This is a genomic window from Acidovorax sp. 93, assembly GCF_003633835.1.
GTDB classification, from domain to species: Bacteria; Pseudomonadota; Gammaproteobacteria; order Burkholderiales; family Burkholderiaceae_C; genus Acidovorax; species Acidovorax facilis.
In genome coordinates, this window is sequence record NZ_RBIT01000001.1 from 3599240 (window position 1) to 3613120 (window position 13881).

Below are 13881 nucleotides of genomic sequence, written 5' to 3' on the forward strand. Positions count from 1 at the left end.
TCAGTGCACGGGCCGCTTGGCGATGCCCATCAGCTTGGACAGGATGCCCAGCATTACCTCGTCGGCCCCGCCGCCGATGGACGCCAGCCGCCCGTCGCGGTACATGCGCGAGACCTTGTTCTCCAGCGTGTAGCCCATGCCGCCCCAGAACTGCAGACAGGTGTCGGGCACCTCGCGGTTCAGGCGGCCGGCCTTGAGCTTGGCCATGCTGGCCAGCTCCAGCACGTCCTGCCCGTTCACGTACAGGTCGCAGGCTCGGTAGGTGAGTGCGCGTAGGGCTTCGACCTCGGTCTTGAGCTCGGCCAGCTTGAACTGCACCCACTGCTGGTCGGCCAGTGTGGCGCCAAACAGCTTGCGCTCCTGTGCGTAGTCGATGGTCCACTGGATGCAGTGGTTCAGCGATTCGAGCGTGCTGGCGGCGCACCACAGGCGCTCCTCCTGGAACTGCTGCATCTGGTAGATGAAGCCCTGCCCCTCGGCGCCGATGCGGTAGCGCTGCGGCACCCGCACCTCGTCGAAGTAGATCAGGCCGGTGTCGCTGCTGTGCATGCCGATCTTGCGGATCTTTTGCGCCACCTCGATGCCCTTGGTGAGCTTGCCGCCCGGGCCATCCCGCATGGGCACCATCACCAGGCTCTTGTTCTTGTGCACAGGCCCTTCGCCCGTGTTCACCAGCATGCACATCCAGTCGGCCTGCAGGCTGTTGGTGATCCACATCTTCTGGCCGGTGATCACGTAGTCGTCGCCGTCCTTGCGGGCCACGCTCTTGATGCCCGACACATCGCTGCCCGCCGCAGGCTCGCTCACGCCAATGCAGCCCACCATGTCGCCCGCAATCGCAGGGGCCAGAAAGTTGCGCTTGAGTTCTTCGCTGCCGTAGCGCGCGAGCGCCGGGGTGCACATGTCGGTTTGCACGCCGATGGCCATGGGCACGCCGCCGCAGTGGATGTGGCCCAGTGCCTCGGCCATGGCGAGGCTGTACGAATAGTCCAGCCCCTGGCCGCCGTATTCCTCGGGCTTGCACAGGCCCAGGAGGCCCAGGTTGCCCATCTTCTTGAAGACCTCGTGCGCGGGGAAGATCTCTGCGGCCTCCCACTCGTCCACATGGGGGTTGATCTCTTCGTCGATGAAGCGCTTGAGGGTCTTCTGGATCTCGCGGTGCTCGTGTGTGAACTGCATGGTGCTTGTCTCCTGCTGTTGCGTTTGTACGTTTGTATGCCTGCAAACCTCGATCACGAAAGCTGAAATTGCCCCAGCGGCTGGGGCCGCCCGTTGAGCACCAACTCCACCTGGTGCGCGCCGGGGTAGTGGGTGCGTGTGGTCATCTGCTGCAGCGACAGCGTCTTGCCCACCGCTACGGTGGCGCCGGGCGGTATGTCCAGCGTCTGCAGCTTGAACACCTTGGGCGCCGCGCCGCCGTGGGCCTTGACGTAGTGCACCTTCAGGTCCGCCAGCACGCGCTGGGGCTGGGGTGTGGGGTTGTGCAGTTCGACCTCGATGCGCACCTTGTCTCCAATGCATGCGCGGGCGGGTAGCACGCGCGCGGCCCGCACATCCAGCGCCACGGCATGACCCACGCCCAGGGCATCGAGCGCAGCGGCGTCGCCGAGTTTGATGAGAAAACGCAGGCCGTGGCGCACCAGGGCTTCACGCGGGGCGGGTGCGCCCAACAGCCAGGTGCGCGCGGTGCCCACGGCCAGGTCGGGGTGGTCCTTGGCGATGTCGCCCAGGTGGTTGGCCACGGAGCGGCGCACGTAGGACGATGGGTCGTCCTTGAGCGCATCGAGCAACGGCAGGGCCAGCTGAGGGGCCTTTTGGAACGCGGGCAAACGCGGCGCCCAGGGCAGGCGGGGCCGCGTGCCTTCGCTCACCAGACGGCGCACGTGGGCGTTGTCGTCCTGCGCCCAGTCACGCAGCCGCGCGAGCGTGGCACCCTGGTGGTGCAGCAGGTAGGGGCGAATGCAGAACTCGGCCGTAAAGCGCTGGGTGAGCGCGTGCTGCGCGGCCATGGCCGCCTCGAAATGCGGCAGGCCGTGTGTGCCGATGTAGATGCTGTGGGGCAGGTATAGGAAGGCGCTGTAGGGGCGGTCACCCGCATCGGGCTCACCCGCCGCATCGAGGCCCATGGGTGGGTCCATCGAGTCGACCAGCACACCCAGCGCACGCGGCACGTCTTTCGGCAGGTGGGTCTGCAGGGCCTGCGCAATACGCTGGCCGCGCGCCATCAGCTCCAGCGATTCGTAGCCGGGCTCTACTTGCTCCAGAAACGCGGTGGTGTCGAACTTGCGCCACGCGCGCCGCACCATGGCCGCGATGCGCGGCGGCACGGAGTCGTTCAGCAGGTGTTTGAGAGGCTCGGCCATCGGGGAGATTGCGTGCGAAGCGCTTACATCCGCGCCACGCCAAAGCTCAGGGGCCGCAGCGTGCGCGCCTGCGCCTCGGCGCAGGTATCCAGGCAAAACGCCAGCACGGCCCGCGTGTCGCGCGGGTCGATCACACCGTCGTCCAGCAGCAAACCGCTGGTGTAGAACGCGTCGGCCTGGGCCTCGAACATGGCAACGATCTTGTCGAACTGGGCCTGCGATTCGGCCGGGTCGGGCGTGATGCCTTTGCGCGCCAGCGCCGCCTCGGTCACGATCTGCATGGTGCGCGCAGCCTGTTCGCCGCCCATCACCGCTGTCCTGGCACCCGGCCAGCTGAACAGGAAGCGCGGCGCATAGCCGCGCCCGCACATGCCGTAGTTGCCCGCACCAAAGCTGGCGCCGCACTGGATGGTGATCTGCGGCACGGTGGCGTTGGTCACGGCCTGGATCATCTTGCTGCCGTGCTTGATCATGCCGCCCTGCTCGCTGTCCTTGCCCACCATGTAGCCCGTGGTGTTCTGCAGGTAGATGATGGGGTGGCCCAGCTGGCACATCCACTGGATGAAGTGCGTAGCCTTGTTGGCGCCCGCCACATCGATGGGTCCGTTGTTGCTGATGAAGCCCACCGCATGGCCCTGGATGTGGCCCTGCGCGCACACGGTGGCCATGCCGTAGCGGGCCTTGAACTCGAGCAGCTCCGAGCCATCCACCAGCCGCGCCATCACCTCGCGCATGTCCACGGGTTGGCGCAGGTCGGCGGACATCAGGGACAGCAGGTCCTCGGCGGGCAAGGTGGGCCCGGGTGCGCTGGGTCGCAGCGCTACGCCCCACCCCAGCTGCGCCACCACATCGCGCGCCAGGCCAATGGCCTCGCGGTCGTCCTGCGCCAGGTATTCGCCCAGGCCCGAGACGGCGGTGTGCATCTCGGCACCGCCCAGTTCCTCTTCCGTCGCAATCTCGCCCGTCGCAGCCATGAGCAGCGGCGGCCCGGCCAGAAAGGCGCGCGAGCGGCCCTGCACCATGATGACCACATCCGACAACCCCGGCATGTAAGCGCCGCCTGCGGTGCCCGAACCGTGCTGCACGGTGATCACCGGAATGCCCGCCGCCGACAGCCGCGCGAGGTTGCGGAACAGCGTGCCGCCGTGCACGAAGCCCTCGACGCGGTAGCGCATGAGGTTGGCGCCTGCGCTCTCCACTAGGTGGATGAACGGCAAGCGGTTTTGCAGCGCGATCTCCTGCACGCGCAAGATCTTTTCCAGGCCCATGGGCTGGATGGCCCCTGCCTCGATGCCCGAATCGCTGGCCACCACCATGCAGCGCACGCCACTGACAAAGCCGATGCCCGCGACCATGCCGCCGCCGGGCACGGACTTCTCGGGGTCTTTCACATCCTGCAGGTAGCCCGCCAGCGTGCACAGCGGCAACCAGGGCGCACCCGCATCCAGCAGCAGCGCCACACGCTGGCGCGGCAGCAGCTGGCCGCGTTTTTCAAACTGGGGCAGCGACCGGGACGAGGCGGCGGCGGCGCGGTCTTCCAGCGCGCGCAGGGCGTCCAGGCGGGCCTCCAGCGCCGCGCGGCGTTGGGTGGCCTCGGCGCTGCCTGGGTTGAATCGGGAAGTGAAGACGGCGGTCATGCGGCCTCGGTCTTGGGGGTGTGGGAAGGTGCAAACACCTGCGGCACCTGCGCGCGGTGAAAGCCGTCAAATGGCCGCACAGCCGGGTGTGCAGCGGCGGTGGCACCAGGCGGGCGCTGCGGCCAGCCCATGCGCACCTGGGGCCGTGCGCCGTCCACCCGCAACGTGGTGCCGCTGATGAAGCTGGCTGCCGGGCTGAGCAAAAAGGTGATGGCCGCCGACACCTCGGCCTCGTTGCCAAAGCGCCCGAGCGGCACCGTGCGCGGCATGGCACGCAGCATGTCTGCCGCCTCGGGCGGGTAGTTGTCCATGCCGCTGGAGGCGATGTAGCCCGGCGCCACGGCGTTCACGCGCACACCGCTGTGCGCCCATTCGAGCGCGGCGGTTTCGGTGAAGCTGACCATGCCCGCGCGCGCTGCACCGCTGTGCCCCATGCCCGGCATCGAGCCCCACATGTCGGCCACGATGTTGACGATGGAGCCGCCGTGCTGCGCCATCCACTGCCGGTAGCACTCTCGCGCCATCAGGAAGCCGCCGGTGAGGTTGGTGTGCAGCACGGCCTCCCAGCCCTTGGCGCTGATGGATTCGAGCGGCGACATGAACTGCCCGCCCGCGTTGTTGACCAGCGCATCGATGCGGCCCCGCGCAGCAAGGATCTGCTGCACCAGCGCCACCACGCCTTCTTCGGATCGGATGTCGCACACCTCGCAGGACACACCACCGCCATCGGCAGTGATCTCTTCGGCCACGGCCAGCAGCTTTTCAGGCTTGCGCCCCACCAGCACCACATGCGCGCCCAGGTGCGCCAGCTCGTGCGCCGTGCACCGGCCAATGCCAGAGCCCCCGCCGGTGACGACCACCACCTGGCCCTGGAACAGGCCCGGAGCAAACACTGACTGGTAGGCGTTGCGCGCGGTGGGCGCCATGGTGACTCTGCCTTGATGGGGTTATTTGTTATGAACGGATGAACAAGGCCAGCGCCTCGTCGGTGAGCGCGTCGAGCGACTTGCCCTTCTTGGGCGAGAACCACTGCACCGCCCAGTTGAGCGCCCCAAAGATGAACAGCCGCGCCACACCGGGCTCGGCCTGCAGAGCGCCCTGCTGTGCCAGCGCTTCCAGCACGGGCATCCAGGTGGCCTCGTAGCTGTCCTTGATGCGGGCAATGCCCTTGCGCTGCGCAGGCGTGAGCGAACGCCACTCGTAAAGCATCACGGGGATGAAGCTACTGCGCGGCCCGAGCAGGATCTCAAAGTGGTGGCGAATGAGCGTGTGCAACTGCTCGCGCGGTGTGGCCGTGGTGGGCAACGCATCGAGTGCCTGCTGCTGGCTTTGCGTGGCCATGGTCATGCCCTCGCTCATCACGGCATAGAGCAGCGCGCTTTTGCTTTCGAAGTGGTAGAAGGGCGAGCCACTGTGCATGCCTGCCGCCGCAGCAATGTCGCGCGTGCTGGTGGCGGCGAAGCCCTGGGTGCGGAACAGCTTGGCGGCGCCGTCCATGAGCTTGCGGCGGCGGTTACCGTCGTCGAGTTCTTCGGCGGTTTTGCGGGGGCGTCCGCGCGGGCGACGGGGGGGTTCTTCGGAGGGGGATTGTGTTGTGGTTGCCGAGTTGGCGTTGAGGGGCGCTACGGCCTTGCTGCGGGGGCGGGCCGGGGGCTTCTTGAGAGTGGGGGCGATGGCGCGGGTGCGCGGCACGGGTGAGTCCATGCAGGCACGATAGCAAAACTGTTTATTTTTAGCAAGCAAGTGCTTTGTAAAAATAGATAGCTTGTCTGATCATGATTGCTGCGGGTGCTTTTTGAGGTTGAGCGCCAGCATTCACTGGCTCATTAGCTATTCATTTGGAAGCAGATCGCATGCCTATGCGAAGGACGGAGGCCGGGAGTCGCCCGGCAGGCGAGTAACTTTCTTTCGCGTCGCCGAAAGAAAGTCACCAAAGAAAGGGCGACCCTGCTGTCTGCGACCCCTTCGCTGCGCTGCGGGGCAACCTGGGGTGCTCGGTCACGGGGTGCACCGCAGAACTCGCTGCGCGCCTGCGGCGCTCCGCTCGGACAACTGCGGTGAGTCAGTTCACGAAGCATGCGCGCTCCGACGCGCATGCCACCCCGCGCCCTGCGCGCCCCAGGCGCATACAGAAGGGAACCCACCGGGATCGGACATCCATTCGGGCCATCGCTGCGCTCGGCCCCGCCTGCGCAGCGCGTGGCGCTTGCGCCCGCAAGATGAGGCCGAGCGAAGCAAAGGCCCGTGGGGGTGTCCGGCTGTTGGATGTTAGGCTGCCCAACCCCCTGCTGGCTGCGCCTACGGCGGGGCGGTTGCGGGGTGAGCATGGGCGTCGGAGCGCCCATGCCTCGTTAACTGACTCGCCGTGGTTGTCCGAGCGGCGCGCGCCAGCGCAAAGCGAGTTCCACGGCGCACCCCGCAACCGCCCCGACGCAGGTTTGCCCCATAGCGAAGCGAAGGGGTCGCAGACTGGGGGTCGCCTTTTCTTTGGTGACTTTCTTTTGGCGAAGCAAAAGAAAGTTACTCGCACGCCGGGCGACTCCCGGCTCCCGCACTCCACACGGGCATGCAGTAGCCACTGCCAAAACAAGCTTCGGTAGGCTCAACCCGAACGGATGGGGCGAGAACGAGCTATAAAAACAATAGCTGCCAGCGCTTTATGTAGAAGCGCCAGCAGCCAAAAAACCCTAAGAACCAACGACTCAAACCGCGCTGAAGTCCGGACGGCGCTTTTAGCGAAAGATCGCTCAGCCCGCTACGCGGTCTGCACCGCTATCGCGGCGGCCAGATTTCAGCTCTTGCTGAAATCAGCCTTTCTCTTCTCCATAAAAGCCGAGAACGCCTCCCGCGCCGCAGGCTCACGCAGCATGCGCCCAAAGCTCTCGCCCTCTTCCGCCATCACCTCCAGCACCTTCGCCGTCTGCCCGCCCTTCATCAACCGCTTGGTTTCGATGAGCGACGACAACGGCTTGGCCGCCAGCTTCTTGGCCTGCGCCTGTGCGACGCCATTGCACTCGGTGGGCGGCACCACGCGGTTCACCAGCCCCACTTCCAACGCGGCCTCGGCCATGAAAGGCTCGCCCAGCAGCAGCGCTTCCGCAGCGCGGTGATACCCCAGCATCTGCGGCACCAGCAGGCTCGATGCGGCCTCGGGGCACAGGCCCAAATTCACGAACGGCATGGAGAACGCCGCGTTGTCGCCCGCATAGACCAGGTCGCAATGGAACAGCATCGTCGTGCCGATGCCCACGGCCGGGCCACACACCGAGGCGATCACGGGCTTAGGGAAGGTGGCGATGCCGCGCAGAAAACGGAAAACCGGCGAGTCCTGCGTGGCAGGCGGCTGCTGCAGGAAGTCGCCAATGTCATTGCCCGCGCTGAAGATCGCCACGTCGCCCTGGAACACCACCACACGCACGCTGGCATCGGCCTTGGCGGCGTCGAGCGCATCAGCCATGGCGGCGTACATGTCGCGCGTGATGGAGTTCTTCTTGTCCACGCGATTGAAGGTGATGGTGGTCACGCCCGCTTCGGAGTGGACGAGGATGTCTTGGGTGGCTTCGGTCATGGTGGTGAAGGTTCCGGGTCGGATGGATTGGGACGAGAGGAATGCGGTACGGCACAGGGCAATAGGCCGACTTCCTATTCCTTGTAGTAAACGATCTGGTGGCTGGTGGCCAGCATGGTGCCAGCCTCGTTCCACAGCTGCACGGTCTGGTCAAAGAATCCGTTGCGGAACTCCTGCCCGCGCGCCTGGCCGAGCAGGAAGCCCGTGCCCGTGGCCTGCAGCTGCTCTGCCGTGGTGTGGAAGTACACGGTGATCGACACCGTGCCCGCAGGCACCTGGCGCGCGCGGCGCAGCCACACGCGGGGGAAGAACACATCGGCCAATGCGGACAGCGCCACGAAGTCGAGCGGCCGCGGTGGTGTGTCGCGCATCCACAGCTGCGTCAGGCTGTGGTCGCCGCTGCCGTCCCAGGTGCGCGGGATGAAGCCAGCGATGGGGCGCATCTCATAGCGATTGAGCCATTCCACAGCGCCCAAAGGGGCAACGATGGCCTTTTGCTCTGCGGGGGGTGGCACCTGCGGCATGGGCACATCGCCCACGCTCCAGGTCTCGCGGCGCACGGCCGTGACGGCGGTGGCCGTGGTGGTAACCACCTGCGCGCCGTCGGCACCGGCCTGCAGGATCGACAGCGTCCAGTGCTGGGTGGAGCGATTGGTGCGAACAGGAGTTGCCTGCACCGTGAACGCACCAGCGGTCAAAGCGCCCGCGTAGTTGACAGTGAGCGACAGCGGGTCGCCCAGCCGGTCGGGATGTTGCAGAACGGCCTGCAGCAGCGTGGCGGCGGTGATGCCGCCAAACGGGCCCACCATGTTCCAGTAGCCGGGGTGGGTCTGCCCTTCGTACTGGCCCGTCGCATCGGACGAGGCCGTCAGTTGCAGCGCCTCGTCCAGCGGGTGGGTAGCGGAGGACGAAGACGCAGACGAAGAAGTGGATGAAGAGGAAGTCATGCTGCAAGTGTGCCGCGAAACGACCGCTCAGGCCGTCGTACCGGAGACTTCGCCGTGGGGCATTACGCCGCCGCCCAGCGTGGCCAGCGCAGCCGCTGCGCGCGGCCACAGGCTTTGGCGAAACTGGTCGCGAAAGAAACCAAAGTGCCCAATGCGCCGCACCTGCAGGTCGGCCGGCGTGATGCTCTCCACCCGGCGTTCGGTGTTGGCGTACAGGTTCACCAGGTTGTGCGTGCCGCGCAAGGTCATCAGCTCGTCGTCCGCCATCGACAGCGCCAACACCGGGAACCGCACCGCGCCATAACTCTGCGCCACCGCAGGCCCCTCAGCCCCCACGCTGTAAGCGGGGTCCAGACACCAGCGCCGCCACTGCAGGATTACCCCAGCAGGCAGGTCGCCCACCTTCTTGAGCGTGCGCCCCGGGAAGTACCCGCACAGCCGCGTGGCCAGCGGCACCAGCACCCACCAGAAATACGGAACGATGCGCTTGAGCTGCGGCGCGTTGTCACGCCAGTAGCCGCTGCCTGCGGCCACACTCAGCAGGCCCGCCACCTGCTCGGGCTTCTTGAGCAGCCCTGGCAATTGCGCGCCCAGGCTATGGCCCAGCAAATACAGCGGCTGCGCAGGCAGCGCGGCCTTGGCAGCAGAGATCACCGCCTCGTAGTCCTGTGCCCAGTCAAACAGATCCGCCTTCACATCACGCATCGCGCCCTGCAGCGAATCGCCGTGGCCTCGGTAGTCAAACGTGGTGACCCGAAACCCCTGCTGCGCCATCCACAGCGCAAAGGCCTCGTAATACGACTGCCGCACCCCCATCGCGCCGCCGATCACGACGCTGGCGCGTGGTGCGCCCTCGGGTTCGTAGACACGCAGTGCCAGCGACACTGCACCGTTGACCTGCAAGGTTTGCTTGTTCATGTCTGTCTCCTTGTGTCGAAACCGATCTGCGTCGGCTTGAAAAAGAAAACTATCGCTGAGGATGGGCCCCGGCTTCGACAGGCTCAGCCCGAACGGGTTGGGGGTCAGTGAGAGCAACCAACGTCTATCACCGCACTTCCCCCTGCCTTCATACCCCACCCTCAAGGGCGTAGCGAGCGGGATCAGCTGCTAGGCGGACGGAGCACAGGAACCGGAACGTACTTCCTGTACGTGAGGATTCCGAGCACCGCCCAACGACGCAGATGGCCCGCGCAGTAGCCAGCTAACTCAAAGAGCTTCGATGATGCCGGCGGCGCCTTGGCCGGTACCTACACACATCGTGACCATGCCGTACTTCAGCTTGTGCCGACGCAGCGCATGCACCACCGTCGCCGCACGGATAGCACCGGTAGCGCCCAGCGGGTGCCCCAATGCAATCGCGCCACCCATTGGGTTCACGTTCGCAGGGTTCAGGCCCAGCGTATTGATCACCGCCAGCGACTGGGCCGCAAACGCTTCGTTCAGCTCGTACCAGCCAATGTCATCGCTCTTGAGCCCCGCATACCGCAGCGCCGCAGGAATCGCTTCGATAGGCCCAATGCCCATGATCTCTGGCGGCACGCCACGCGCCGCGTAGCTCACAAAACGCGCCAGAGGTGTAAGGCCAAACTGCTTCACGGCCTTTTCGCTGGCCACGATCAGTGCACCCGCGCCATCGCTGGTCTGCGAGCTGTTGCCCGCCGTGACACTGCCGCGCGCCGCAAACACAGGCTTGAGCTTGGCCAGGCCTTCCAGGGACGTGTCGGGGCGAGGGCCTTCGTCCAGGCTCACGGTGCGGCGCTTTTCCACCACTTCGCCGGTAGCGAGGTTGGGCGAACGCTCCACGATTTCGAAGGGCGTGATTTCGTCGCTGAACTCACCGGCCTTTTGCGCCTTGATGGCACGCAGGTGGGATTCGAGGGCGAACGCGTCTTGAGCTTCGCGGCTCACCTTCCACTGCTGGGCTACCTTTTCGGCGGTCAGGCCCATGCCGTAGGCGATGCCCACGTTTTCGTCCTTGGCAAAAATCTCGGCGTTGAACGAGGGCTTGTTGCCGCCCATGGGCACCAGACTCATGGACTCGGCGCCGCCGGCGATCAGCACGTCGGCCTCGCCCACGCGGATGCGGTCAGCCGCCATCTGCAGCGCGGTGATGCCCGATGCGCAAAAGCGGTTCACGGTCACGCCGCCCACAGGGTGGTCGAATGCCAGGCCCACGGCAATGCGGGCCATGTTCATGCCCTGCTCGCCTTCGGGGAAGGAGCAGCCAATGATGGCGTCTTCAATCGCCTTGGGGTCCAGCGTGGGCACCTGCAGCATGGCGCTCTTGATGGCGGCGACCAGCAGGTCGTCAGGCCGGGTGTTCTTGAAATAGCCGCGGCCCGAGCGCCCGATGGGCGTGCGCGTGGCGGCGACGATGTAGGCGTCCTGGACTTGTTTTTGAGCCATGGTGAAACTCCTTCAATTCTTGGGGGGGCGGCTGGAAGGAACCCAGGCCCACGTAAATACACATTCGACCGGCTCCACACCGGTTTCGTCGGTCACGGTGACTTTCACCTGCACCTCGCCTTTGTCGCTGGCCAACATGGCGGCGCGCTGCTCGGCGGTCAGCGTGGCCACGGCTTTGAGGCCGCCCGTGGCTCGCTTCTTGAACGCCATGCTCAGCTCCTTGGCCAGCGGCAGGCAGTCGTCGCGCACGTTCATGCCCACGACCATGCCGGTGGCCGTTTCGGCCAGCAGGTTCATGGCCGAGGCGTGCACACCACCAATGTGGTTTTGCACACGGTGCTCGTTGGCAAGATGCACTTCGACCCGCTCAGGCGTGAGCGACACGAACTTCACCCCGGCCGTGCCGGTAAAGGGCACAGCCCGGCGCAGGATGATGTTCTGCACGAACCCGCGCATGAACGCGGGGGCCTCGTCCAAGCGCATCAGCGAGCGCTGCAATTTGTTGGGGGCGTGTTCGCTCATGTCGGTCTACCGGTTATCCATCGACGTCCGGATCAGTTGCGAACCGGCTTGCCGGTGGACAACATGCCCAGGATGCGCTCATGCGTCTTGGGCTGGGCGATCAGGTGGCAGAACACCTTGCGCTCCAGCGTGAGCAGGTATTCCTCGCTCACCATCGAGCCGGCATCTACATCGCCACCACAGACCACCTCGGCGATCATGGCGCCGACCTTGAAGTCATAGGCGCTGATGAAGCCGCCGTCGCGCATGTTCACCAGCTGGGCCTTGATGGTGGCCAGACCGCTGCGGCCCGCCACGGGGAACAGGCGCTTGTGCGGCGCACGCCAGCCGCTCGCGGCCATGGACTTGGCTTCGTTGATGGCCACGAACAGCAGCTCATCCTTGTGGGGCACGATCACGTCGCTGTCCAGCAGGTAGCCCAGCTTGCGCGATTCGAGCGCGCTGGTGCCCACCTTGGCCATGGCGGCGGCGGTGAAGCCTTCGGTCAGGAAGGGCAGCAGGTCCTTGCTCGTCGAAGCAGCCATGTTCTCGGCCGCGCGGCGGGCAATGTAGGTCAGGCCGCCGGCGCCGGGCACCAGGCCCACGCCCACTTCGACCAGGCCGATGTAGCTTTCCATGTGCGCCACGCGCTTGGCCGAATACACGGCCAGCTCGCAACCACCGCCCAGCGCCATGCCGTGGATGGCAGCGACGACGGGCACCTGCGCGTAGCGGATGCGCAGCATCAGGTTCTGCAGTTCTTGCTCGATGCTTTCCACCGCATCGGCGCCGCCGACCATGAAGGCAGGCATGGTGGCTTCCAGGTCGGCGCCCACACTGAACGGTGCATCGCCGGACCAGATGACCATGCCCTGGTATTCAGACTCGGCCAGTTCCAGCGCTTCCATCAGCGCTTCCATCACCTCGGGGCTGATGGCGTGCATCTTGTTCTTGATGCTGGCGATGAGCACTTGGCCGTCCAGCGTCCAGGTACGCAGGGCTTTCGATTCGGCAATGGTGGTGCCAGCGGTGCGCCAGTCGGGCAGGCTGGTTTCGCCCAGCAGAGCCTCGGGGAAGATCTGGCGCTCGTACACGGGCAGCTTGCGGCGGGGCACAAATTGGCCGCGCGATGCGCTCCACGAACCCTGCGCGGTGTGCACGCCACCGGCCTCGGCCACGGGGCCCTTGAAGACCCACTCGGGCAGCGGCGCCTTGCACAGGGCCTTGCCAGCGTCGATGTCCTCCTGGATCATCTTCGCGACTTCGAGCCAGCCGGCTTCTTGCCACAGCTCGAAGGGGCCCTGCTTCATGCCAAAGCCCCAGCGCATGGCCTGGTCCACGTCGCGGGCATTGTCGGCAATGGTGCCCAGGTGCACGGCGGCGTAGTGGAAGCTATTGCGCAGAATGGCCCAGAGGAACTGGCCGGGCGCGCCTTCAGCGTTGCGCAGCAGGCGCAGACGTTCGGCGGCGGGCTTCTTGAGCATGCGCGCGTACACCTCGTCGGCCTTCTGACCGGCGGGTACGTACTCTTCGCTTTCCAGCTCAAAGCGCATCACATCACGGCCGACCTTCTTGAAGAAACCAGCCTTGGTCTTCTGGCCCAGGTTGCCCAGTTCCAGCAGCTTCTTCAGCACGGCGGGCGTGCCAAAGCTTTCGTAGAACGGGTCAGTCTCGATGCTCAGGTTGTCCTGCAGCGTCTTGATGACGTGGGCCATGGTATCCAGGCCCACCACGTCGGCGGTGCGGAAGGTGCCGCTCGATGCACGGCCCAGCTTCTTGCCCGTGAGGTCGTCCACCACGTCGTAGGTCAGGCCGAAGTTCTCGACTTCCTTCATCGTGGCCAGCATGCCGGCGATGCCCACGCGGTTGGCCACGAAGTTGGGCGTGTCGTGCGCGCGCACCACGCCCTTGCCCAGGCCGCTGGTCACAAAGGCTTCGAGCTGGTCCAGCACTTCGGGCTGGGTGGTGGGGGTGTTGATCAGCTCCACCAGCGTCATGTAGCGCGGGGGGTTGAAGAAGTGGATGCCGCAGAAACGGGGCTTGATGCTCTCGGGCAGCACTTCACTCAATTTGGTGATCGACAGGCCCGAGGTGTTGGACGCCAGGATGGCGTGCTTGGCCACGTGGGGCGCGATCTTGGTGTACAGGTCGAGCTTCCAGTCCATGCGCTCGGCAATGGCCTCGATCACGAGGTCGCATTCCTTGAGCAGGTGCATGTGCTCTTCGTAGTTGGCCTGCTGGATCAGCGCCGCGTCGTCGGCCACGCCCAGGGGCGAGGGCTTGAGCTTTTTCAGGCCTTCGACGGCCTTGGTGACGATGCCGTTCTTGGGGCCTTCCTTGGCGGGCAGGTCGAACAGCACCACGGGCACCTTCACGTTGACGAGGTGGGCGGCAATCTGCGCGCCCATCACGCCTGCGCCGAGTACGGCGACTTTTTTCACTTGGAATCGGGACATGGG

General features: G+C 65.7%; 11 protein-coding genes. All 11 read right to left on the reverse strand.

The genetic code is table 11. The features are described 5' to 3' along the window. The 11 genes from C8C93_RS16355 to C8C93_RS16405 all read right to left on the reverse strand — a co-directional run bounded on the left by C8C93_RS16355 (position 1) and on the right by C8C93_RS16405 (position 13878). Positions 1 to 1179: an acyl-CoA dehydrogenase family protein gene (locus C8C93_RS16355; RefSeq protein WP_056059388.1), complete on the reverse strand. Its 1179-nt coding sequence runs from the start codon at positions 1177 to 1179 to the stop codon at positions 1 to 3. Positions 1180 to 1232: 53 nt separating this feature from the next. Further along, positions 1233 to 2363, reverse strand: a complete 1131-nt coding sequence (locus C8C93_RS16360) for a DNA alkylation repair protein (RefSeq protein ID WP_121507590.1) — start codon at positions 2361 to 2363, stop codon at positions 1233 to 1235. 23 nt (positions 2364 to 2386) lie between these two features. Beyond that, entirely contained in the window at positions 2387 to 4000 is a 1614-nt protein-coding gene (locus C8C93_RS16365) for an acyl-CoA carboxylase subunit beta (protein WP_121507591.1), read from the reverse strand. After that, positions 3997 to 4926, reverse strand: coding sequence for an SDR family oxidoreductase (locus C8C93_RS16370; RefSeq protein WP_121507592.1), 930 nt, complete (start codon positions 4924 to 4926; stop codon positions 3997 to 3999). Before C8C93_RS16370 ends, C8C93_RS16365 begins: the two co-directional genes overlap by 4 nt. Before the next feature lie 28 nt (positions 4927 to 4954). Then, a complete protein-coding gene (locus tag C8C93_RS16375) occupies positions 4955 to 5704 on the reverse strand; it encodes a TetR/AcrR family transcriptional regulator (protein WP_121507593.1) in 750 nt (249 codons plus the stop codon). Positions 5705 to 6791: 1087 nt separating this feature from the next. Further along, entirely contained in the window at positions 6792 to 7568 is a 777-nt protein-coding gene (locus C8C93_RS16380) for an enoyl-CoA hydratase (RefSeq protein WP_121507594.1), read from the reverse strand. A 74-nt stretch (positions 7569 to 7642) separates the two neighbouring features. Continuing rightward, entirely contained in the window at positions 7643 to 8515 is an 873-nt protein-coding gene (locus C8C93_RS16385; RefSeq protein WP_121507595.1) for an acyl-CoA thioesterase II, read from the reverse strand. Positions 8516 to 8542: 27 nt separating this feature from the next. Continuing rightward, on the reverse strand, positions 8543 to 9433 hold the full coding sequence (locus C8C93_RS16390; protein ID WP_121507596.1) for an alpha/beta fold hydrolase: 891 nt from the start codon (positions 9431 to 9433) through the stop codon (positions 8543 to 8545). A gap of 288 nt (positions 9434 to 9721) precedes the next feature. Further along, positions 9722 to 10921, reverse strand: a complete 1200-nt coding sequence (locus tag C8C93_RS16395) for an acetyl-CoA C-acyltransferase (RefSeq protein ID WP_116748882.1) — start codon at positions 10919 to 10921, stop codon at positions 9722 to 9724. A gap of 12 nt (positions 10922 to 10933) precedes the next feature. Then, positions 10934 to 11443 (reverse strand): DUF4442 domain-containing protein, encoded by a 510-nt coding sequence (locus C8C93_RS16400; RefSeq protein ID WP_121507597.1) that lies wholly within the window; start codon positions 11441 to 11443, stop codon positions 10934 to 10936. Positions 11444 to 11475: 32 nt separating this feature from the next. Continuing rightward, positions 11476 to 13878 (reverse strand): 3-hydroxyacyl-CoA dehydrogenase/enoyl-CoA hydratase family protein, encoded by a 2403-nt coding sequence (locus tag C8C93_RS16405; protein WP_121507598.1) that lies wholly within the window; start codon positions 13876 to 13878, stop codon positions 11476 to 11478. Positions 13879 to 13881: the final 3 nt, after the last annotated feature.